15 protein-coding genes are annotated in these 20,565 nt (G+C 37.9%); 11 read left to right on the top strand and 4 right to left on the bottom strand.

What is annotated here, in order from left to right; genetic code table 11:
• The first annotated feature begins 1,705 nt into the window (after positions 1-1,705).
• The 3 genes from ACFIK6_RS00260 to ACFIK6_RS00250 all read left to right on the top strand — a co-directional run bounded on the left by ACFIK6_RS00260 (position 1,706) and on the right by ACFIK6_RS00250 (position 4,406).
• On the top strand, positions 1,706-2,635 hold the full coding sequence (locus tag ACFIK6_RS00260; protein ID WP_375641201.1) for a prephenate/arogenate dehydrogenase family protein: 930 nt from the start codon (positions 1,706-1,708) through the stop codon (positions 2,633-2,635).
• A 409-nt stretch (positions 2,636-3,044) separates the two neighbouring features.
• Positions 3,045-3,899 (top strand): YihY/virulence factor BrkB family protein, encoded by an 855-nt coding sequence (locus ACFIK6_RS00255; protein WP_375641199.1) that lies wholly within the window; start codon positions 3,045-3,047, stop codon positions 3,897-3,899.
• 30 nt (positions 3,900-3,929) lie between these two features.
• A complete protein-coding gene (locus ACFIK6_RS00250; RefSeq protein ID WP_375641435.1) occupies positions 3,930-4,406 on the top strand; it encodes a YaiI/YqxD family protein in 477 nt (158 codons plus the stop codon).
• A gap of 2 nt (positions 4,407-4,408) precedes the next feature.
• Here ACFIK6_RS00250 and ACFIK6_RS00245 read toward each other — a convergent pair whose 3' ends face one another.
• Positions 4,409-5,104 (bottom strand): TlpA disulfide reductase family protein, encoded by a 696-nt coding sequence (locus ACFIK6_RS00245; protein ID WP_375677264.1) that lies wholly within the window; start codon positions 5,102-5,104, stop codon positions 4,409-4,411.
• A 32-nt stretch (positions 5,105-5,136) separates the two neighbouring features.
• Between ACFIK6_RS00245 and argH the strand changes: the two genes are divergently transcribed.
• The 5 genes from argH (at position 5,137) to ACFIK6_RS00220 (ending at position 11,606) form a co-directional block, all read left to right on the top strand.
• Positions 5,137-6,537 (top strand): argininosuccinate lyase, encoded by a 1,401-nt coding sequence (gene argH / locus ACFIK6_RS00240; RefSeq protein WP_375677263.1) that lies wholly within the window; start codon positions 5,137-5,139, stop codon positions 6,535-6,537.
• Positions 6,538-6,588: 51 nt separating this feature from the next.
• Entirely contained in the window at positions 6,589-6,768 is a 180-nt protein-coding gene (locus tag ACFIK6_RS00235) for an LPS translocon maturation chaperone LptM (RefSeq protein WP_375641193.1), read from the top strand.
• 8 nt (positions 6,769-6,776) lie between these two features.
• Positions 6,777-8,057, top strand: a complete 1,281-nt coding sequence (lysA, locus tag ACFIK6_RS00230; protein ID WP_375641191.1) for a diaminopimelate decarboxylase — start codon at positions 6,777-6,779, stop codon at positions 8,055-8,057.
• A 126-nt stretch (positions 8,058-8,183) separates the two neighbouring features.
• Positions 8,184-10,613, top strand: a complete 2,430-nt coding sequence (locus ACFIK6_RS00225) for a TIGR02302 family protein (RefSeq protein WP_375677262.1) — start codon at positions 8,184-8,186, stop codon at positions 10,611-10,613.
• 252 nt (positions 10,614-10,865) lie between these two features.
• The gene (locus ACFIK6_RS00220) at positions 10,866-11,606 is read left to right on the top strand and encodes a methyltransferase domain-containing protein (RefSeq protein ID WP_375641188.1); all 741 of its coding nucleotides are present in this window, start codon (positions 10,866-10,868) and stop codon (positions 11,604-11,606) included.
• 898 nt (positions 11,607-12,504) lie between these two features.
• Here ACFIK6_RS00220 and ACFIK6_RS00215 read toward each other — a convergent pair.
• The 3 genes from ACFIK6_RS00215 to tsaD all read right to left on the bottom strand — a co-directional run bounded on the left by ACFIK6_RS00215 (position 12,505) and on the right by tsaD (position 16,119).
• Complete coding sequence (locus tag ACFIK6_RS00215) at positions 12,505-13,185, bottom strand: response regulator transcription factor (protein WP_375641186.1); 681 nt, start codon at positions 13,183-13,185, stop codon at positions 12,505-12,507.
• 791 nt (positions 13,186-13,976) lie between these two features.
• Positions 13,977-14,411 carry an EVE domain-containing protein gene (locus ACFIK6_RS00210; protein WP_375641184.1) on the bottom strand — a complete coding sequence of 145 codons (435 nt, stop codon included), beginning with the start codon at positions 14,409-14,411 and terminating at the stop codon, positions 13,977-13,979.
• A 613-nt stretch (positions 14,412-15,024) separates the two neighbouring features.
• Positions 15,025-16,119 carry a tRNA (adenosine(37)-N6)-threonylcarbamoyltransferase complex transferase subunit TsaD gene (gene tsaD, locus ACFIK6_RS00205; protein WP_375641182.1) on the bottom strand — a complete coding sequence of 365 codons (1,095 nt, stop codon included), beginning with the start codon at positions 16,117-16,119 and terminating at the stop codon, positions 15,025-15,027.
• A 384-nt stretch (positions 16,120-16,503) separates the two neighbouring features.
• Between tsaD and ACFIK6_RS00200 the strand changes: the two genes are divergently transcribed.
• From ACFIK6_RS00200 to ACFIK6_RS00190, 3 genes are all read left to right on the top strand, one after another.
• Positions 16,504-17,688: a COG4223 family protein gene (locus ACFIK6_RS00200; protein WP_375641180.1), complete on the top strand. Its 1,185-nt coding sequence runs from the start codon at positions 16,504-16,506 to the stop codon at positions 17,686-17,688.
• 11 nt (positions 17,689-17,699) lie between these two features.
• The gene (locus ACFIK6_RS00195; RefSeq protein WP_375641179.1) at positions 17,700-19,259 is read left to right on the top strand and encodes a heme biosynthesis protein HemY; all 1,560 of its coding nucleotides are present in this window, start codon (positions 17,700-17,702) and stop codon (positions 19,257-19,259) included.
• Positions 19,260-19,405: 146 nt separating this feature from the next.
• Positions 19,406-20,152: a glutamine amidotransferase gene (locus ACFIK6_RS00190; RefSeq protein WP_375641177.1), complete on the top strand. Its 747-nt coding sequence runs from the start codon at positions 19,406-19,408 to the stop codon at positions 20,150-20,152.
• The last annotated feature ends 413 nt before the right edge of the window (positions 20,153-20,565 follow it).

Here is a 20,565-nt window from a genome sequence, read left to right as displayed (position 1 = left end):
GGTTAGTTGTATTTTTGAGGATGCGTTTGAAGAGCTTGAAAGTTTTATAGAAACTTTTCTTCAGAAAAATTATTTTTCTTCGAAAGGCAGTTTTTACAGGGTTTTATTATTTTGTTGTGTCGAAAAACACTGTTGGTTCGTGATATAGAGCTCAGGTAAAATTTTACGCATTCGGTGTTTTTGTGTGAGTATGTGGTGAATATTAGGCTAGTTCATAGCGCCTTAATAGGGGTAACACCCCTCATGCAAAACAGAGCATCTCAAACAACAGAAGACACTTGTATGGTAAATTCATACGCTTTCTTAGAAATATTTTTCAATGTGCGTCATATCTATTTTATGACGACGTTTGTGAATGGTGTAGAAGTAAAGTTCCTTGTGAAGAATATAAAATCCATAGAGCAACTCTATCGTTACGCTTAATAAAAGTGCAAGTCGACATTCATTATATACTTTGCTAGCCTCTAATGTTGCTGCAGTTTTTAGCATTGAGAGCGTTTTTCATCATTTTTTGCTTACATGTCTTCTTGTGACGTACAGATAAGGGATTTTAATTGATAAGAGGGGTTGTGATGGAAGAATTTTACAGTATTCGAAGTCATGATTCAAATTGAAAAAAATAATTATTTTTATAAATCAATATATTATAGATTAATTGAATCACTTAAAATAGTAATCCAGCGGAATCTTTTAGACAAGAAAATGAATTGTTTGCAGATCGGTATGAATTAAGAATCTTCGTGGGATGAGGAGAAAGTCAAAATAGATTATGATGAAAACGACAGTACCTATGGGGAGACTTTTATGTTTGATACAGAAATGATTTCTTAGCAATGAATGTGTTTCATAAACAGAGCTAGCTATTGTTTATTATTAATAATTCATAATTTTTCATATTGAATCAATCAGAACAATGTCTTTTGCACGTCATAAGTGGGGGGGGGCGTGTGAATAAAAACTGTACAAGGAAGCACTAAAAATGTCTCTTATGAATGCTCTCAAATTCCAAGGGTTTTCGCAACATTTGGGGTAGTCAAATATAATGATAGTGTTTTATTAGGTGTAAAGAGGGTCGTGCTTAATGGATTTATAGTTATAACATTTACGAACACTGTCGTGAGATAGGCTGGGGAGCGAGATGCCTTTTTAAAATAAACGCATGAATTTGTAGTCCAAATCTATTCTGTTTAGGGCGTTCTATTTTACGTGAGGGTTGTGACTCCATTGAAGGGATATTCGGTGTTTTTGTTATCAAACTTTTTCTTTATTAAGAGGGCGTGTTTTTCTCGTATTTGTTTGATTTACGGTATCAGAAATCGGGAGGGGAAAATGTTTTTAATGGTATTTTTTTGTATGCGTTGTTTTACGGTGTTTTCAATATTCGCAAAACTTGTGTTGATGTTGTAGGTGGAGGCATAATACGTTCTTATATAGGTCTAATGTATAAATTAATTGGACGTATCGGGATAATTGGGGAAGAGTTGGTGTCTGCTTACGCTTTTTATGTGTTTTTTTGTGAGTAAATTAGTAAGATAAAGTAAACTGATGGGATTTTATGTAGAGTCGTTGTTATCTTAATTGAGAGTGCATTTATATTTTATGTGTTTTCTAGGTAAAATGATCTGTTGTTAGCTTGTGCAGGTAATGATTGGTAACTTGCGTTATTCTTTAGTTGTCGTTTTCAAAGAGTTTTTAAAGGTGAAAGATGCCCCATATTCAGTTTGAAAAAATAGCACTCATTGGAATCGGCCTGATTGGGTCCTCTTTAGCAAGAGTGATTAAAAAGAAAAAACTTGCGGCTCAGATTTCTATTGCAACACGTCGTCAAGAAACATTGGAAAGAGCGCGTGAATTGGAGCTTGGGGACTTTTATACGACAGATAATGCAAAAGCTGTTGAAGGAGCAGATTTGGTTATTCTTTCTGTTCCTGTTGGGGCTAGTGCAGAAGTAGCAAAAACCATTCGTGATCATTTAAAACCTGGAGCGATTGTGAGTGATGTTGGTTCTACGAAATCGTTGGTTGTTGTGGAAATGGCACCTTTATTGCCAAAAACGGTTCATTTTATTCCAGGGCATCCAATTGCTGGAACGGAATATTCAGGACCGGATGCTGGTTTTGCTGATTTATTTATGAATCGTTGGTGTATTTTAACGCCTTTTGCTGAGAGCGATGCTGCTGCTGTCACACAATTAACAGCGTTTTGGGAAGCTTGTGGTGCGCGTGTCGAAAAGATGGAACCTAAACATCATGATCTTGTTTTGGCTATTGTTTCGCATTTACCGCATTTGATTGCGTATAATACTGTTGGGACAGCGAGTGATTTAGAAAAAGTAACAAATTCGGAAGTGATTGCTTATTCCGCTTCCGGTTTTCGTGATTTTACGCGTTTAGCATCTTCTGATCCCATTATGTGGCGAGATATTTGTTTGCATAATAAGGATGCTATTTTAGAAATGTTGAGCCGTTTTAGTGAGGGGCTTGCTTTTTTAGAACGGGCAATTCATTTAGGAGATGGTGAGACACTGTTTAACTTTTTTACACGTACGCGTGCTGTACGTCGCAATATTATTGATGCTGGACAGGAAATTGATGCTCCTGATTTTGGACGTCAAAGTGTTGCTAAAAAAGGGTGAGTAAAAGCAAGGGGTTTTTGTTGAATTTCGTTTGTTTTTTCTAGAAATCGATAAGAAGTTTTTTCTCTACTCAGTCATAGATTGCAATAAAAAAGAGTGGCGATTGCTTCGATACAGATAACCATGACTTCAAAAGGTCTTATGTGTGCACGATCATCTTGCTTAGATCGCTATAGGGCATATGATGTACAGAAGAGTTTACTGATCTGTAGAAGAGACAAAAAAATGAAATCGTTGTAGAACTTCATAGAGTGGGTTATTGTTTTGGTTTTGGTATAAAGCAGGCTTGACCGTATTGATTATTGCCCTTTATACTACAACATTGCAAAATATTTATTTGCAGAGTTTTGATGATTTTTATAAAACTTGAAATAGACTGAGGAAGAGTTTTACCAGAAAGTATTGAGTTTTGTTAAAAAATATCTTTTGGTATAGCTATCGTATTTTTGGTGACGCAGTAAGTCATTATTGGCGTGATAATGGTAGTGCTTTTGCAAGCCATGTTGCGCTATCGGGGCTTTTAGCATTTTTCCCTTTTTTTATTTTTGGAACATCGTTTGCTCGTTTTCTAGGTGCTTTTACTTATACACCGCAAAAAATTAAAGCACTGGTGCAGTTATTGCCTGATGTTATTGCAGAGCCTTTATCTCAGGAAATTGTCAATGTTTTAACCATTCATCGAGGAGGTGTGTTGACGCTTTCTGTCATTGGAGCGGCTTATTTTGCTTCTAATGGGATAGAGGCTTTGCGTACGGCTTTAAATAAAGCTTACCGTGTTACTGATCGACGGAGTTTGTTATTTTGTCGTTTTCAAAGTCTGTTTTTTGTAATCCTTGGAGCTGTTGGTCTTGTTGTGATTAGCTTTTTATTGATTCTGACGCCTTTGTTGATCAAAATTATGCAAAACCATTCTTTTTTTATGACTGAATATATTGCTGCTATTCGTGTATGGCGTTATACAGTTGCAATCGTTATTTTGTTTATTAGTCTTTTGATTGTTCATAAGTGGCTTCCAGCAGGGCGGCGGAAATTTATAGATATTTTACCAGGAATAGTGGTGACAATGTTTATATGGTTTATGGCTTCTATCGCTTTTGCGCAATATTTAACGATGTTTGATTATATTTCAACCTATGCAGGGTTGGCATCTATTATGGTTGCTATTATTTTTCTTTACATATTGAGTGCAATTTTTATTTTGGGAGGAGAAATAAACGCGGCGATAATGTTTTATCGCAAGGATTTGCAACATTCAGATGAATGAAAGAGCTTATTATTGCTTGAAAGCCAAGGTATGAGTATCCCAATAAAGCCTGCTATCACTTTGTTGATTGATGCGGATGCTTGTCCTGTAAAAGATGAAGTTTATCGTGTGATGAATCGTTATCAGCTTAAGACATTTGTTGTGGCAAATCGTTTTTTGTCTCTTCCAGATGAAGCACTCATTGAAAGAGTGGTCGTTGCTGGTGAATTCAATGGTGCTGATGATTGGATTGTAGAACATGTGCATGAGGCAAGTATCGTTATTACCAGTGATATTCCTTTGGCAGCACGGGTTGTGCAAGCTGGGGGTTTTTGTCTTTCGCCAACGGGGCGTATTTTTGATGTAAATTCAATGGGGCAGGCTTTGGCGATGCGCAATTTGATGGAAGATTTGCGTGGACAGGGCAGTATAACAGGTGGTCCCCGTCCTTTTTGCCGTAAAGACCGTTCTGCTTTTTTATCAGCACTGGATCTCATTATACAACGTTTAAAAAGACGCGGCTATTAAAATTATAGGGCTTCTTTAATAACTGCTTTTATAAGTGCTTTGGCATCGTCATTGGCCCATGGAGCAGCACCATTGAAGGAAGCAATGAGATATCCCTCTTTATCGATGAGCAATGTAACGGGGAGTCCTAAAGCGAGCCCTTGTTTTCTAACATTGTTGAAAATATCCATTGTTTCATCGCGATAGTAAAGCAAATTATCTGAATGAATATTCTGTAAAAATTGCTGAATTTTTTCAGGAGAAGCAGTTTTATCAATATTAATAGCTATGACATCAAAGTTTTCTCCACCTAATTCACGTTTTAATTGCGCAAGTTCGGGCATTTCTGTGCGGCAAGGTGCACACCAAATAGCCCATAGATTGACCAGCATTGGTTTTCCAGTAAATTCGCTGAGAGAGTGCTCTTTTCCTTGAATATCCTTGAAAGAGAGTTTATTCATATCTGAGGGCGTATCAGCAAATCGTATGTGGCTAAAAAAGCCTTTTGCTGCTTTTCGTATCGCCATCATTTTTTCTGTTCGTGCTTTATTAATGTTTATTTCTTGTGCTTGTGCTGCTGAAATGAAATTGAAAAGAAAAGACTCTCTTTTGGTATCGTAGTTTATGGTTGCGTATAAACTCAATGCAATGATAAAGAAAGCAAGGGAGAGTTGCCTTTTTTTATTGTTTTTTTCGCTGATGAAAATTTGAAAAATCATAATTTTGTCCTTTAAATAGGTGTTTTCAGAATATGACAGATGAGAAGTTAAAGAACCAAATGTGGGGTGGTCGGTTTGCGGCAGGTCCTGCTGCAATTATGGAAGAAATTAATGCTTCTATTGATTTTGATCAAAAACTTTATCGACAAGATATTGAAGGTTCTCTTTCTCATGCGGCTATGTTAGCGCAAACGAAAATCATTTCACAATCAGATTATGAAAAAATTGCTCATGGTTTGAAACTTATTCGCCAAGAAATTGAAGACGGTAAATTTGTTTTTTCACGAAAGCTTGAAGATATTCATATGAATATTGAAGCACGACTGAGCGAATTGATTGGTCCTGTAGCAGGGCGTTTGCATACGGCGCGTTCACGCAATGATCAAGTTGCTGTTGATTTTCGCTTGTGGGTGCGTGAAGCAACGCAAAAGATAGCACAAGCTTTAAAAGGATTGATAGAGCAATTGCTTATTCGAGCAGAACAAAATGTTGATACTTTTATGCCAGGCTTTACGCATTTACAATTGGCTCAACCCGTAACATTTGGTCATTATATGATGGCTTATGTTGAAATGTTTGGTCGAGATTTATCGCGGATGCATGATGCCCTTGAGCGAATGAATGAATCGCCTTTAGGGGCGGCTGCTTTAGCGGGGACAGGCTTTCCGATTGATCGTTTTATGACAGCAAAAGCGCTAGGCTTTCGAGAACCTACACGCAATTCAATTGATAGTGTTTCGGATCGTGACTTTGCATTGGAATTTTTAAGCGCTGGCGCTCTTTGTGCAACGCATCTTTCGCGTTTAGCAGAAGAAATAATTCTTTGGTCAAGTGAACAATTTTGTTTTATTCATTTATCAGATGCCTTTTCAACGGGTTCATCTATTATGCCACAAAAGAGAAATCCTGATGCGGCCGAACTTGTTCGGGCTAAAGTAGGCCGGTTGAATGGTGCATTAATGGGGCTGTTAACGGTGATGAAAGGGTTACCCCTTGCTTATTCGAAGGATATGCAAGAAGATAAAGAATATGTGTTTGATGGGGCTTTGAGTTTGGAATTATCACTAGCAGCAATGACAGGGATGATTGCTGATTTGAAAGTGAATAAAAAAGCCATGAAACAAGCAGCGGATTTAGGGTATGCAACAGCTACAGATTTTGCTGATTGGCTTGTACGCGAATCAGCGATTCCTTTCCGCGAAGCACATCATATAACAGGATGTGCTGTGGCATTAGCAGAAAAAAAACAGTGTCGCCTTCATGATTTATCATTAGATGAACTTCAAGCAATTTGTCCTGATATTAATGCGACACTTTTTGATGTTTTGACCGTTGAAAAATCTGTTGAAAGTCGTAAAAGCTTTGGGGGAACAGCACCTTCAGAGGTTCTTCGGCAAATTGCGTATTGGAAAAAGCGTCTCGTGAGCGTTTGAGTGATTGTATTTTAAAGGTAAAAAAGAGATCGAGATGAGGAAAGAGGACAGATGAAAATTATATTAAAGGGGTTGATGATTGTTCTTTTGGGGGGCTTGGGTATCGTTGGGTGTGGGCGTAAAGGGTCATTAGAGTTACCTCCTTCACCAGGAGTGAATTCTTCACAAGGAACTTTTGTTCCTCAAGGCAAAACAGATAAACCTTTTATTCTTGATAGGTTGATACAATAGGGATTTTTATGCGTTTTTTTTCTTATCATCAGGGTGTGCTCCACGCTGAAGGTCTTTCGCTTTTGGAACTTGCGCGGAAAGTTGGAACACCTTTTTATTGTTATTCAGCTAGCTCAATCGTTGCACATTTTAAAGATTATCAGAATGCATTTCATGATATGCCGAGTTTAATTGCTTATGCGGTTAAAGCGAATTCCAATCAAGCGGTTTTACAACTTTTAGCTAACAATGGAGCGGGAGCTGATGTGGTCTCAGAAGGGGAATTACGGCGTGCACTTGCTGTTGGTATTCCTGCGCAGAATATTGTTTATTCTGGTGTTGGTAAAACAGTGAAAGAAATAGATTTTGCTCTTGCACAAGATATTTATTGTTTTAACGTTGAATCAGAGCAAGAACTTGAACAATTATCGGCGCGAGCTGATGCGCTTTCAAAAACGGCTCGGATTTCTTTACGCATTAATCCTGATGTGGATGCTAAGACTCATAAGAAAATTACAACAGGCAAGTCTGAGAATAAATTTGGTATTCCTTTGTCTTTGGCGGGTGATGCATATAAAAAAGCAGCCCAATTGCCCGGTCTTCATGTGTGTGGTGTTGATCTCCATATTGGTAGTCAAATTTGTGATTTAAAACCGTTTGAAGATGCATTTGTTATTGTTGCAGATTTTGTGCGTCAATTATGGAATAATGGTTATGCGATAACCCATATCGATATTGGGGGCGGGCTTGGTATCCCTTATGGTTATGAGCAGCATCCAGTACCTTCTCCTTTTGAGTATGCAGAACTGGTAAAGAAATATATTGCTCCTTTAGGGATTAATATTATCTTAGAACCTGGGCGTAGTATTGTTGGTGAAGCCGGTGTGTTGGTGACATCGGTTGTGTATTTAAAAAAGGGGGAAGGACGAAATTTTGTTATTGTTGATGCGGCGATGAATGATTTCATGCGTCCAACGCTTTATGATGCGTGGCAAAATATAATGCCAGTGAAAAAAGCACCAGTAGATGCCCCTCTGATTAATGCTGATATTGTTGGTCCTATTTGTGAAACTGGTGATTATTTAGGCTTGGAACGTTCTTTACCAGTGTTGAAAGCGGGTGATGTTTTGATGTTAACAGGAGCGGGGGCTTATGGCGCAGTGATGGCAAGCACTTATAATAGTCGACTTTTGGTGCCGGAGGTTCTGGTTCAGGATACACGTTATGCAGTTATTCGTCCACGCCTTGATTATGCACAATTGATAGGCTGTGATCATGTTCCAGATTGGATTGAACCCAAATTAGATTGAGCATTATTAAATATTTTTGGTCTTATTTTTACTAAACTTTGATGAAACAATTTATTTTCTAGAAATTGTTTTGTATGGGGTTTATGATCTTAATGCACCACGATAAAAGGGGATAAATGCTTGTTTATGAAAAATAAAAACATTAAAGGCTTTGCAATGAAGCTTTTGTGTGTGCGCATTTTGATGTGGGGGATCCTTTCATTTGAACGGATGTGGGTGCGGTTGTTGCCATTTTTCCTTGTTCTTAGTCTCTTTTGTTCGTTTAGCTGGTTGGGACTTTTTGGCATTTTGGGCTATTGGTCACATTTGCTCTTACTTGGGATTATACTTGTTTGTGCTGGGGCGAGTTTATTTTTTCTTATTCGTTTTCGGTTTCCCACAATGCGGGAAGTAAATTGCCGTCTTGAACGCGTCAATGATCTTAGACACCAGCCTTTGAATATTCAAACAGATCGTTTATGTTCTGAAAATGATGAAGATTTTAGTGCTGTTATTTGGCGTGAACATCAACGCCGAATGGCAAAGCAATTATATCATTTAAAAACTGGATTTATCTCTCTTAATAGTGCGGATTACGATCCTTTTGCTTTGAGGGCTTTGTGTGCTCTTCTTTTTGTGTGCTCTTTTAGTTTTTCTTTTGGTTCACAAGGGGGGCGTTTGGCTGATGCCTTTGATTTTCGTCCTGTCGTTGATGAAAAACTCATGCGGATTGATGCTTGGGTAACACCACCTGCTTATACCGGTGTGGCACCGATTTATTTGACAAAAGATGAGAAAACACAACTAGAAATTCCTGAAGGGAGTAATGTTGTTGTGCGTGTTGTCAATGGAGCTGGCATTACAGTAAAAGCAAAGTCTGTAGAAGATGGGAGGGAAGTTTCGTTTTCAGAGAAAACGGAACAAACAGCTTTGAATGATCCAATTGTTCATTTTGAAACACATTTCAAGCATTCAATGAATTTATTTGTATCATCACGTCGTAAAAAACAGCAGTGGCATTTGCAGATGGTTAAGGACACGCTTCCGACAATTCATTGGCTGGAAAAACCAGGGCGGATTTTAACGGGATCGTTAGAGTTACGATATATGGTGGATGATGATTATGGTGTGACAAAGGCTTTTGTTGAAATAGAGCCTTTTCTTCCTCAGAATAAAAGTGCTTCTTCTCTTTATAATGCTCCGGAAATAGAGCTTCTTCTTCCGCGTGGTGGAAAGGGAAAAATGCGGATGGTGCAAGATATATCAGCGCATCCGTGGGCGGGTTCGCAAGTCAAAATTACTTTGGTGGCAGAAGATGGTGCGGGGCAGAAAGGACGTAGCAAAACTTTTGTCATGACATTACCGCAACACGTTTTTTCAAATCCTGTTGCGCGTGCGGTGAGTGAATTGCGTCGTTTATTAGCGCTTGATGCTTCTGCGAGAGAGCGTGTATTGGATATGCTTTCTGCTTTGCTTGTACGTCCAGAAAAGGGGTTGCAAAATGCAATGCATTTTCTTGTTCTACAAAGTGCGTGGACAAGACTTTCTTTAGCACAAACAGAAGAGGATTTGCGTGGTGTGGTGGATTATCTATGGCAAATTGCTTTGGGTATTGAAGATAATCAGCTTGAATCCGTGCAAAAAAATTTAAAACAAGCACAAGCTGCTTTACGTGATGCACTGCGTTACGGTGCTTCAGCGGCAGAAATTGAACGGCTTATGGCAGATTTACGTCAAGCTATGGATGAGTATATCCGTGCTTTGGCTGAAAAAGCACCAGATAGTCAAGTTTCTAAAAATTCTAAAAGCTCAAAAAGTCCTAATCTTTCTGAAGCTACATTACAAGAAAAGCTAAATTTAATTGAGGAAATGGCTAAAACGGGCTCTTCTTTAGCAGCTGAACAACTCTTGGCGGAAGTTGAACAGACGCTTGATCATTTGCATGTGCAAAAAGGCAATCAAAATGAGGGAGAAAAAAGCCAATCTGCACAAATGACAGAAAAGATGGACCAGCTTGGGGATTTAATGCGTCGTCAGCAAGAAATTCTCAATGAAACACATCAGTTAGAGATGGAACAAAAACGCGGAGAAAATGTGCCGGAGACACAAAGCAGATCTTTAAAAAAACGTCAAACTGAATTGCAGTCTGAATTATCAACATTGGAAAAAGAATTATCAGAACAAGGATTTGAAACAGGGGGCGCATTGAAAAGGGCAGAAGAAAAAATGAATTCTGCGGAAAATGCTCTTGATAATGGAAATCATCAGGTATCTATACAAAATCAGTCTGATGCTTTGGAATCTTTGAGGCAAGGTGCACAAAATGTTTTGAAAAAAATGCGCGAAGCACTCAAAGAAACGGGAGATGATCAAAATGCTGGTTTTGGTCCTAAAGATCCGTTAGGACGCCCACTTTCTTCAAAAACAGATGAAGAACAAGAAGGTGAGGCACTACCACAAGAAAGTGATCAAATGCGTACGCGGCAGATTTTGGATGAAATTCGCAAACGTCTTGGTAAAGAGCATATTCCAGAAGAAGAAAAAAACTATCTTGAAAGATTGCTTCGTTTTAATTAACCAGTGTTGGCTTTTTTCTTAATTGATGTCGGAAACAGTGTATGAAGAACTTCTATGGGGTTCATCTCCAAGAAAATGATTAAAGCGCTTGTAACGCAATAATCATCCTTTTGTACTGATTTTTTGATCATTTAAGTTTAAAATATGAAATATTGAAATGTTCGCTATTGCGGAAAAAGGGCAGAAGTCCATATAAGTTGGGTATATGAAAATCTGTAATGTTTGAAATTTGTTTCTACATGGTAGGTTGAGTTGGATATCGTTACGCTGAAAGATTTTTATACTTCTGCACTTGGTTTGCGTGTACAAAAGACGCTGTGTGACCAGTTGAATTTATGGTGGCCTGATCTTACGGATAAACGGATTATGGGGTTGGGTTATGCACTTCCTTATCTTTCTATATTGCGTGAACGTGCCCAACAATGTTTTGCTTTTATGCCAGCTTCCCAGGGTGCTTCGTCTTGGCCTTGTGCGGAGCAAGTTGCTGCAGCGCTTGTTTTTGAAGAAGATTTGCCGCTTCCGGATGCGTCAGTTGACTGTATTTTATTGGTACATGCATTAGAATATACAGAAAATTCATTTGAAACGTTGAATGAAATATGGCGTGTTTTAGCACCCAATGGCCGCTTAATTGTTATTGTACCTAATCGCTCTGGCTTTTGGGCGCGAAATATTACTACGCCCTTTGGTTATGGCGAACCCTATAGTCGGCAACAAATTACTCGTTTGTTCGAAAAAACAAATTTTGTTTCTGGGCCAATACAAGAAATTGTACATTATATGCCTTCTACGAGTTATGTTTCGCGGTTGTTCTCATTTTTTTATGAGCCATTTGCACGCTATCTTTTGCCTTATTTTGGTGGACTCTTAATGTGTCAGGCACAAAAACGTGTTTATCAAGGTTTGCTCGTACAGCGTCGTCAGTCGCGACGTATTTTTATTCCTGCTTTATCACCACAAGTGCGGAATATTTTAATTTATAAAGATAATTAATCATTTTGCCATTGGCATAAGAACCGCAAATATAGAAGGATTCTCTTATTTCAATTTTTTGTATTTACAATCAAAAAATATTCTTTTGTACATTATATGTGGAATTGGCATGTGAATAAAAAATCTCAAGTATCTATATACCGAACCATATTTCATGAATAGTGGAAACATTTTAAGAGAAAAAAATGCTGATGTCTTCGTAAGCATAAAAATAGCAGAGTCTAAGGGATCTTGCATAATATGGTTCATGGTGGTTAAAAACTGTACAAAGAAGGATTAAAATGCTTCTTATGAACTATCTCAAGTGTCAAGGGCTATCTGCCAACATCGATATCTAACAAAGTGTGTGATAGTGCCAGCTTGTTCTTTTATAAGCGTAAAGACGGTGGTGCTCAGTGGCTTTATCGTTAGGATAAACATTTAGCGTTATATCATTAATTATATAACCTCTTAAGAGGAGATAAAATCATAAAGGATGGAGAAAAACTATAAAGATAAAAAACATCTCTTAATTTAGGTTCGTGAATGTGAGATAAAGCAGTGCGTGGAGCGGTATTTCTGAAAAAAATAATCATAAACATCACGCATCTAAAGATGATAGTTATGATCAAGAATGTCGTTAAAAGATATCACGATTATTTATATGCGGAACATATTAAAAATTTTAGAGAGAACAAAAGCATGTGAAGCAGAAGTTACAAAGTATATCGTGAGGTTTGAAAGCATTTTTGTTTCTGGTTCTCATGTTGGAATATTTCGTTTTTATTCATAATGTTATATATTTTGTCATAAGAGTAAGTTCTATGTAATAGCATTCCAATTATATGTGAAGTTTTTTCATCTCGCTTTTGTTTTCATTTAGGATATTAAAATTATTTTTGAAACAGTAAATCTCGAATTAAAGATTTAAACGATAACCATTTTGATCTGTCATGAGAATTTGTGCATTAGAGGGATCTTTTTCGATTTTTTGTCGCAAACGATAGATGTGGGTTTCTAAAGTATGGGTGACAATATTTTCATTATAACCCCAAACTTGTTCTAACAATGTTTCACGGCTGACAATTTTATCATTGGCATGATAGAGACATTTAAGAATTGCTGCTTCTTTTTCTGTGAGACAGATTTTATTGTTACATTGATCAAGAAGAAGTTTTTGTCTTAGTTTAAAAGTATAGGGTCCAATGTGAAAGGTTGCATCTTCATTTTGTTCATATTGGCGCAGCTGTGCTCGAATTCTCGCTAATAACACCGCAAAGCGAAAGGGTTTTGTCACATAATCATTGGCGCCTGTTTCAAGATCTAAAATATTATCGCAGTCTGTATCATAATTCGTTATTATGATAATAGGGGCACGAAATCCTTGGGTGCGTAATTGTTTCACGGCTTTGCAACCATCAAGATCAGGAAGTTCAAGTCCCAAAATAGCAAGATCAATATTTTCTTCTTGGATTATTTTCATTCCTGCTTTTGCTGTTTTGGCTTGGAAAATTTCAAACTCTTGATGCATTTGCAATTGTTCTACTAAAACGGGGCGTAGATCATCGTCTTCAACAATTAAAAGAGTATAGTGGTTCATGTTTTTCCTTATAGGCATGTTGATGCACTGATTGGTAAAGAGTAGTTTCGTGAAAAATGAGATTTCATGCAAGAAAAATTAAAAGAGGAAAATTAAAAAAAGAGGGTCTCTAAAAATAAACTTTTATCATTTCTATGGTTGCTTGCTGAAAAGAAGGTATTTCCGTCTGCAGAGTATTTTATGTATTGGTTGGAAGCATTTTTTATGCTCTAGAAGGTGTTTTAGCCATTAAGTGTCATCATCTTTACGCTTATGGAGAAACAAGCCGACACTATCATACAGTTTGCCATCTCGTGGGTGTTGCGGACAGTCCTTGGCACTTGAGACGATTCATAAAAGGAATGTTTAGTCCTTTCTTTCACGTTTTTATCCATACGGAACCTTCTCCGCTTGTAATGTGCAAGCAAATAGCTTGTGATTAATTCAATATAAACAGGTTGGGAATGAGAGAAGCCTGCGGTATAAGAGACTTTCATTCAATATGCAAAACGGTGAATGCTCAATATGATGCGTTTTTTAAGCCCGAAGAAAACTGTGCAACACCTAACACATATGCACTGTTTCGGAGAATTTCACGGTCATTTTATTGTTTTTTTATCCACGCTCAGTTTTGTTTTTTCGTTGCATTTGTGTGCGAGGGGGGGCTATGTGTGATGTTTGTGGTGTTGCTTATTATAATCGTTGAGTAAGCTTTGCCTTTAGCAATGCCGAAAAGATGCATCATAAAGAGATTTTTTGTGCAATGCTATGGAGCATCTTTTTATATGAATTAATGAATAAAAATTATTGTTTTAAGATAAAAGCATTTCACTTTTAAGGTTGCCCATCAAACAGACTTCTTTCCATTCATCTTCTGTCACGGGTTGTACTGATAAGCGGCTGGCTTTAACCAGCACCATATTTGCTAGTTTCGGATTGGCTTTAATTTGTTTTAATGAAACGGGTGTTGGCATGTCACAAAGTGCACGGATATCCACACATTCCCAGCGTGGATCAGAGCTTGTAGAATCATGGTGTGCTTCAGCACATATTTCTACAATGCCTACAATTTCTAAACCTTTATTTGAGTGATAAAAAAAACCTTTATCGCCATATTTCATGGCGCGCATATTATTACGGGCTTGATAATTGCGTACACCATCCCATTGTTCGCCATTAACTCCTTTTTTCTTTTGCATCTCCCATGACCATTTGTGGGGTTCAGATTTAAAAAGCCAATAAGCCATGAGTTCTCCTTTTTAATAGACTATTATGCATTCATAATATGCATTTTTATAAGCATCTTTGTAACACCATCAACGATGATTTTTAAAATGGGGTAAAGAACGGGCATTATCTGTTTTTTCTTGTTTCAAAATAACGTGTAGCAGAGAAACGCGATTCATTGATATTTCATGTTGTATAAAGGTATTTTGCTCTTTGCTTATCTTTGCAGCTATGGTTTGAAATGCGGTCACTATAAGAGTTTGTTGGAAAAAATTAAGAAAATTGATTCTAAAAAGCTTTAAATTACAACGGCAATGAAACGAATAGAAGGTCAAAGATGATGAGGCCAAAGAATGGCTTTCATATCTATACTTCGTGGGAAAGAGTCGATCTTATTATGCCGCAAAATACCGTCATTTGAAGTGTAATGATATAAGGCAGTTTTTTGAAACATAAAGTTTTTTAGAATGTGTGGTGAATATTTAGGTTTGCGTGTCGAGCTTTGGGTTAAGTGAATTGTGAGAGTGGGAAGCAGGTGGAATCTTCTCGATAGAGAGTTCGGACTATCTGTAGACCAGATTGAATAGAAATCTTCGTTTTTTAAGATGTGTGTGTGGGGGAACGTCAATTTTATTATGCTTTTGTTCCACGGCGTCCCATTCCGATTAAGGGGGGGGCTTTTTCATCTAATGGCCAGCGTGAGCGGGGTGCAATGTCGAGAGAGCTTGTTTCTCCTCGTACGAGTTTTTGTGCACCGGCAAAAGCAATCATTGCAGCATTATCGGTACACAAGGAAAGAGGAGGGGCTATAAATTCAAAACCATGTTGATGGGCAAGTTCTTGCAATGTAGAGCGAATGGCTTGGTTTGCTGCAACACCGCCCGCGACAACCAAAGCAGGAGAACGCTTTCCTTGATCATGAGAGAGAGGATATTGGTGGGTAAAGTGTTGTAGGGCTAGGTGAATACGATCATGTATCGTATCGGTCACGGCGGCTTGAAAACTTGCGGCAATGTCAGCAATATCATTTTCTGTAAGAGGAGCTATGGCTGTTGCGGCTTGTCGGACAGCAGTTTTGAGTCCGGAAAAAGAAAAATCTAACCGTTTTTCACCCTTTAAAGGGCGTGGAAGGGGGATGCGATTTTTATCACCAAATAAAGCTGCTTTTTCAAGTGCTGGTCCACCAGGATAAGGAAGACCTAAAAGTTTTGCAGTTTTATCAAAGGCTTCTCCTAATGCATCATCAATAGTGGTTCCTAAACGTTGGTAGTTGCCTACTCCATGAACAATGATTGTTTGTGTATGCCCCCCTGAAACCAAAAGTAATAAATAAGGAAAGCTGACGTTGTGCGTTAATACAGCTGTTAAAGCATGTCCCTCTAAGTGATTTACCGCAATAAATGGTTTGCCAGTGGCAAGAGAGAGTGCTTTTGCGCTCATAACGCCTACCAACAATCCTCCTATCAAACCAGGTCCACTGGTGGCTGCAATGCCATCAATATCTTTTAATTTTGTGTTTGCTTCTGTTAGTGCTTGCAGAATTAAATGATCAAGAACTTCAACATGAGCACGAGCAGCAATTTCAGGAACAACACCGCCGTAAGGTGCATGGTGATCAATTTGGCTCCAAACAACATTGGAAAGAATTTGGCTATTTGATTCATTGTTATATTCGATGACAGCCGCTGCTGTTTCATCACAACTTGTTTCTATTCCCAGCAGACGCATTTTAAACAAAACCTTATATTGAAGCTTCTTTCCTGCGTGCGTACCATGAACAGAAAAAGATGCAAAGTATTTCTCTTAGAATTGATTTTTCTATGAAAAATATGTGTTTTGGCATTTTCTTTGAATTTCATGGTATTGTTGATTAAAAAATAAAGCTGTATTTTTGAGTATAAAATGCAAATGTGTTTTTTAAAACTTGTCTATTAAAGTCTATAATTATAAATATTATTGAGAAAAATGAGATTTGGAAAATTTTTATAAAGTTATACTCTTTATAAAAAGAATGTAAAGTAAACGAAGATATTTGAGAAAAGCTGCATTTTTAAAACTTTCTTCATTTTATTATTTTATCATTAAAAAAAGTGTGCACGAAAAGTGACAGAGATGGTCGATTCTTCAAAACCAAAAATTAAACCACATTATGCTGGTACGCGCCGTAAGAAACCAGTTATTGAGCATGAAGCTGTTCCCCATGATTCAGAGGAAAAAGTCCACAATTCTGTAGAATCTCATGCGCGAGAAAAACAGAATATGCAAGGTCAGGATAAAAGTACCGCTAGTACAACTTGGCTTTTCTTGTCCCTTTCTGGAATTTTGGGGGGATTCATTGCTTTGGGAATTTTTATGGGGCTTCAATGGGCTGGTTTTTTTTCTTCTCCTTTTGTGGCAAATTCTGCTGGAGGGGAAAAAGCTTTGCAGATTGCTGAAGCCGCAAAAAGTCAAGGTGAAGACACAAAGGAACAATTGAGGCGGCTCCTTCAAGAAATCGATGGATTAAAAACAGAGTTTTCTTCTTTTTCATCACAACAGTTTAAAACAACGAACAACGATGAACTATCGAAAGAAGAAAGCAAAAAAGCTTTTGCGATTTTAGAGGAAAAAGTAAAAGCTCTTGAAGAAACTGTACAAACTTTTGTTAGAAAATCGAAAGAGATAGAGACGGCTTTGTCTGTTGGGCAGAGCAATGCAAATGATCTTGCTGCGTTAAAACAACAGTTAGAAGCACTACAAGAAGAAACAGCTGTTAAAAATAGTGAGAAAAGAAAAATAGATACCGCGCTCTTTACTGCAATTAGTTCATTAAAAAATGCTGTAGAGCGTGGTGGGTCTTATAATAATGAATTAAAGCTGTTACAGCAATTATCGCCTTCGATTGATGGACTTGATGTGTTGCAAAAAACAGCTACTGTAGGTCTTCCAAGTTCAGCACAACTTTCAGTTGATTTTGCTCATGTTGCCGATGCAATTGTTGGTACGCAAAATATTGTTGCGTCAGATGCTGGTTTTTTTGACCGAATTTTAGCGTGGATAAAAGGGCTCATTGTTTCGCGACCGATTGGAAATGTTGAAGGGATGACGCTTGGGGCTATTGCGGCACGCATGGAAGTTGCTATTCAAGCCGGTGATTACGAAAAGGCTTTGGGCGAATGGCAATCGTTGCCCCAAAGTGCAAAAGATATTTCAATGGATTTTGTTAAGCGGCTTGAAAGACATATTGCTATTCAACAGTTGTTGCAGCAATTGTTATTGTCTGTGCAACAAGGATCTTTAAAAGCAACAAAGATGTAAATAGGCTCAAGATGATACGTGTTTTTATTTATACCTTTGTTGTTTGTATCCTCGGTTTAGCTTTCGCGTGGGTTGCTAATCACAATGGTATTTTTGTTCTCACATTTTTGCATTTCAGATTTTCTGCTTCGCTGCTTACAGTGTTAAGTGTGCTTATTTTGTTTTTTGTAACACTGATGCTTTTATGGTGGTTATTGTCTTTCTTTTTTTCCATACCGAGTGCTCTTTCCAATTATTTTTATAAACGCCATCAAAAGCGTGGTTATGAAGCTCTTTCAAAGGGGATTCTTGCAACTTTTGCTGGTGATAGTATGGTTGCGCAAAAAATGGAAGCACGGGTTGCTAAATATCTTGCAGGAAAACAAGAGCCATTGGTAAAATTCTTACAAGCGCAAACCTTGTCTTTACAAAATAACTCTGTTCGCGCCATCGGTCTTTATGAGGAGATGAGAAAGGAAGATCCAACAAAACTGGTTGGACTTTATGGTTTGTTTCGTGAAGCGATGAAGAGTAAAGCTTATGAGGCGGCGCAACAATATGCCGAAGAGGCGCTGACTTTATCGCCAGCACTTTTATGGGCGCATCAAGCGGTGCTTGATCGGTTAAGTACTGAGGGTAAATGGGATAAGGCACTTACTATTTTTGAAAGAGCGCAAAAAGCTCTCCCGCGTTCTGTTCGCACGACTCCAGAGCGGCAGCATATCCAAGTTTTACTATTAAGTGGGCAGGCACTTTCTTTGTTTGATACACATCCTGTACAAGCACGTGAAGCCATTTTGAAAGCCCATAAATTGGCGCCTGATTTTGTTCCAATAATAGTTATTGCTGCTGATATTCTTTATAAGTTAAATGAAACGCGTAAAGCGGATAAAATGATTATAGCGGCTTGGCAAAAGGATCCTCATCCTGATTTGGGGACGCTTTATCTCGAAAGAGAAGAAGGAGCCATTGGGCGATTGAAAAGAGCTAAGACACTTGCTTCTTATAATAAAGATGCATTTGAATCAGCTTTCCTTATTGCTAAAGCAGCTTTAGATGCTGGTGAAACAGCATTAGCGAGAGAGCAGGCAAAAAAAGCATTAGAGTATCATCCACGAGAAAGTGTTTATTTATTGTTGGCAGATATCGAAGAGGCACAGGGAAACAATCAAGGTGCTGTGCGTCAATGGCTTTCTTTAGCACTTCGTGCTGAACGTGATCCAGTATGGATGTGTGATGGGTCCATTTTTTCTTCTTGGTCAGCGGTTTCTCCAATCAGTGGACGTTTGGGCGGTTTTGAATGGAAGGCGCCTCCCTGTATGCCTTCTCTCACATTAGAGGCGGATAATATTGTGCCGAAAAAGCAAGACAAAGAGTATGTTATGGGAAAAAGTGATGGTGTTGAAGATAAGAAACTTGAAAAATTAACACCTATAGATGATTCTCTTTTGCATAATGCGCAGGTGGAGAAACAAGATATAAAAGAACAAGATGTAAAAATGTTCAGTCAAACTCACTTAAATGTTGATGATCCAGGGGTTAAAACAGAAGAAGAAACATCTTTGTCGAGGAAAAAATTTCGTTTATTTTAAATTGCACCAATGTGATAATACGAATGTTTTCTCAGAAGAAACAATTGACCTAGAAGAAAAAATATCGTTAGTCTTGTCCAATAAAATTATTCTCTTATGCTTTAAAAATAAAGTTTTGCTTGGTAGCAAAGGTGATTGGTTAAAAAATGTTTTTAAATCAGAGGTGTCTTGATAAAAAACAAAAAAATAACAAACCAAGGATTGCTGTCGTTATTCATCGGCGGTCTATCTATACTGGTCGTTTGGGAAAATTTTTACAACAAAATGGTTTTGTTCTTGATATTTATCGTCCTATTTTTGGACAAAAACTCCCTGATACATTAGAGCATTATGCTGGTGTTGTTATTTTAGGGGGACCGATGAGTGTGAATGACAGCGAAACCTATATTGGTGAGGAAATTGATTGGATTTCGTTATCACTAAAGGAAAATAAGCCTTTTTTGGGTATTTGTCTTGGAGCACAAATGTTAGCGAGAAATCTAGGGGGGCGCGTTGGTACAAGAAGTGATGGGACTGTTGAAGTGGGCTGGTATCCACTAGAAGCAACCCCACAGGGGAAGGAATTGATGAATTGGCCAGAAATGGTCTACCATTTCCATGATGAAGGTATTTATGATTTACCGAAAGAGGCAATGCTTTTGGCAACAGGGCATACATATCCTACACAAGCTTTTCGTTATGGAAACAATGCGTGGGGTTTGCAATTTCATGCTGAATTTACACGTGCTATGATGCGGCGTTTGGTCATGCGTTCGGCACATAAATTGACTGAAAAAGGTGCTCAACCTGCTTGTGCACATTTGAAAGGACGTTTAATCTATGATCGAGCTTTGAGCCAATGGTTTGAAAGCGCATTACACCAGATTTTTTGTACACCGACCGTACTTGTGTGATTTTTTGATAACGAATTGATTCATATAGATAATTTACTGTTTTGCATATTAAATGAGGATCCCAAATATAGTAAGCTTTTTTCATTCCAAACCTGTGTATGTTGACTCAATAAAAACCTCTTGCTTGCATGTCACAAGTAGGGCTGGCGTGTGGGCAAAAACTGTATAAGAAAAGACTAAAAATGCCTCTTATGAACTGTCTTAAGTGCCAAGGGCTGTCGCAACATAGGGGGGCTAGGCCCAATATAATGATGGTGCTAGCTTGCTCTCCTCCATAAGCGTAATGATGGGGGGTGCTCAATGGCTTTATCGTTAAGAAACACTATTCATTATCATTTTTGTTATGCTGTGAAACAGTGTGGTTTAAGGCAGAAAATCTATATAAAACTTTACACATGAGGTGTTTTTTGTTA

Source organism: Bartonella sp. AS69XJJH, assembly GCF_042195585.1.
Classification (GTDB): domain Bacteria; phylum Pseudomonadota; class Alphaproteobacteria; order Rhizobiales; family Rhizobiaceae; genus Bartonella.
This window is presented reverse-complemented; position numbering and strand designations above follow the sequence as displayed.

Bases quoted from the DNA above. Each gene is read 5' to 3' on its own strand.
- ACFIK6_RS00225 (WP_375677262.1), top strand. From the start codon at position 8,184: ATGAAAAATAAAAACATTAAAGGCTTTGCAATGAAGCTTTTGTGTGTG.
- ACFIK6_RS00235 (WP_375641193.1), top strand. From the start codon at position 6,589: ATGAAAATTATATTAAAGGGGTTGATGATTGTTCTTTTGGGGGGCTTG.
- ACFIK6_RS00200 (WP_375641180.1), top strand. From the start codon at position 16,504: ATGGTCGATTCTTCAAAACCAAAAATTAAACCACATTATGCTGGTACG.
- ACFIK6_RS00250 (WP_375641435.1), top strand. From the start codon at position 3,930: ATGAGTATCCCAATAAAGCCTGCTATCACTTTGTTGATTGATGCGGAT.
- ACFIK6_RS00190 (WP_375641177.1), top strand. From the start codon at position 19,406: ATGTTTTTAAATCAGAGGTGTCTTGATAAAAAACAAAAAAATAACAAA.
- argH (WP_375677263.1), top strand. From the start codon at position 5,137: ATGACAGATGAGAAGTTAAAGAACCAAATGTGGGGTGGTCGGTTTGCG.
- ACFIK6_RS00210 (WP_375641184.1), bottom strand. From the start codon at position 14,411: ATGGCTTATTGGCTTTTTAAATCTGAACCCCACAAATGGTCATGGGAG.
- ACFIK6_RS00260 (WP_375641201.1), top strand. From the start codon at position 1,706: ATGCCCCATATTCAGTTTGAAAAAATAGCACTCATTGGAATCGGCCTG.
- lysA (WP_375641191.1), top strand. From the start codon at position 6,777: ATGCGTTTTTTTTCTTATCATCAGGGTGTGCTCCACGCTGAAGGTCTT.
- tsaD (WP_375641182.1), bottom strand. From the start codon at position 16,119: ATGCGTCTGCTGGGAATAGAAACAAGTTGTGATGAAACAGCAGCGGCT.
- ACFIK6_RS00245 (WP_375677264.1), bottom strand. From the start codon at position 5,104: ATGATTTTTCAAATTTTCATCAGCGAAAAAAACAATAAAAAAAGGCAA.
- ACFIK6_RS00215 (WP_375641186.1), bottom strand. From the start codon at position 13,185: ATGAACCACTATACTCTTTTAATTGTTGAAGACGATGATCTACGCCCC.
- ACFIK6_RS00195 (WP_375641179.1), top strand. From the start codon at position 17,700: ATGATACGTGTTTTTATTTATACCTTTGTTGTTTGTATCCTCGGTTTA.